The sequence below is a fragment of the Niveispirillum fermenti genome (genome assembly GCF_048066175.1).
Taxonomy (GTDB): Bacteria; Pseudomonadota; Alphaproteobacteria; order Azospirillales; family Azospirillaceae; genus Niveispirillum; species Niveispirillum fermenti.
Genome location: NZ_JBLTXA010000105.1, coordinates 1 through 970, shown reverse-complemented (window position 1 = coordinate 970; position 970 = coordinate 1). Strand labels below are relative to the sequence as shown.

The 970-nt window shown below is 66.7% G+C and carries 1 protein-coding gene; it reads right to left on the bottom strand.

The genetic code is table 11. The annotated features are described in order from the left end of the window. Positions 1–970: branched-chain amino acid aminotransferase (locus tag ACM9LZ_RS25875; protein ID WP_416622377.1), on the bottom strand; the 970-nt coding region annotated here is incomplete at both ends.

Genomic DNA, 970 nt, shown 5'->3' with positions numbered 1-970 from the left:
ATGGCGGTGAGCCGCGTCCTGAGGCTTCTTGTGACCTCGCCGTCGGTGCCGCCGCCGATGGTGAAGCTGCCATCCTTGTAGCGGACGGTGCCGATGGCGGAGACGACAGCGGCGGTGCCGCAGGCAAAGACCTCGCGCAGGCGGCCGCTGGCCGCGTCCTGGCGCCACTGGTCGAAGGAATAGAGGCTTTCCTGCACGCTCATCCCCTGACCACGGGCCAGCCTGATAATGCTGTCGCGGGTGATGCCGGGCAGGATGGTCCCGGTGAGCGGCGGGGTCAGCAGCGTGCCATCGTCGAAGACGAAGAACACGTTCATGCCGCCCAGTTCCTCCACCCACTTCTTCTCCGCCGCGTCCAGGAACACCACCTGGTCGCAGCCCTGGCGGATGGCCTCGGCCTGGGCGATCAGGCTGGCCGCGTAATTGCCACCGCACTTGGCAGCCCCCGTGCCCCCGGCCGCCGCGCGGGTATAGTCCGTCGAGGCCCAGACCGACACCGGCTTGGCCCCGCCCTTGAAATAGGCGCCGACCGGGCAGGCCACGACGCAGAAAATGTAGCTGGCCGCCGGGCGCACACCCAGAAAGCTCTCATTGGCGAACATGAAGGGCCGCAGATAGAGGCTGCCCCCCTCCTCCTTCGGGATCCAGTCGGCATCGGTCCGCACCAGCGTTTCCACCGCCTCCAGGAAAAGCTGCTCGGGCAGGTCCGGCATCGCCATGCGCGCCGCAGAGCGTTGAAAACGCCGCGCATTCTCCAGCGGGCGGAAAAGCACCACCTCCCCATCCGCTGTCCGATACGCCTTCATCCCCTCGAATATCTCCTGCGCGTAATGCAGGACGGACGCCGCAGGGTCCAGCGTGAACGGACCCCGCGCCCGCAACTGGCCATCGTGCCAGCCCTTCTCCGCAGACCATTCGATCGTGACCATATGGTCGGAGAAGACCTTCCCGAAACCCGGATCGGCGATCA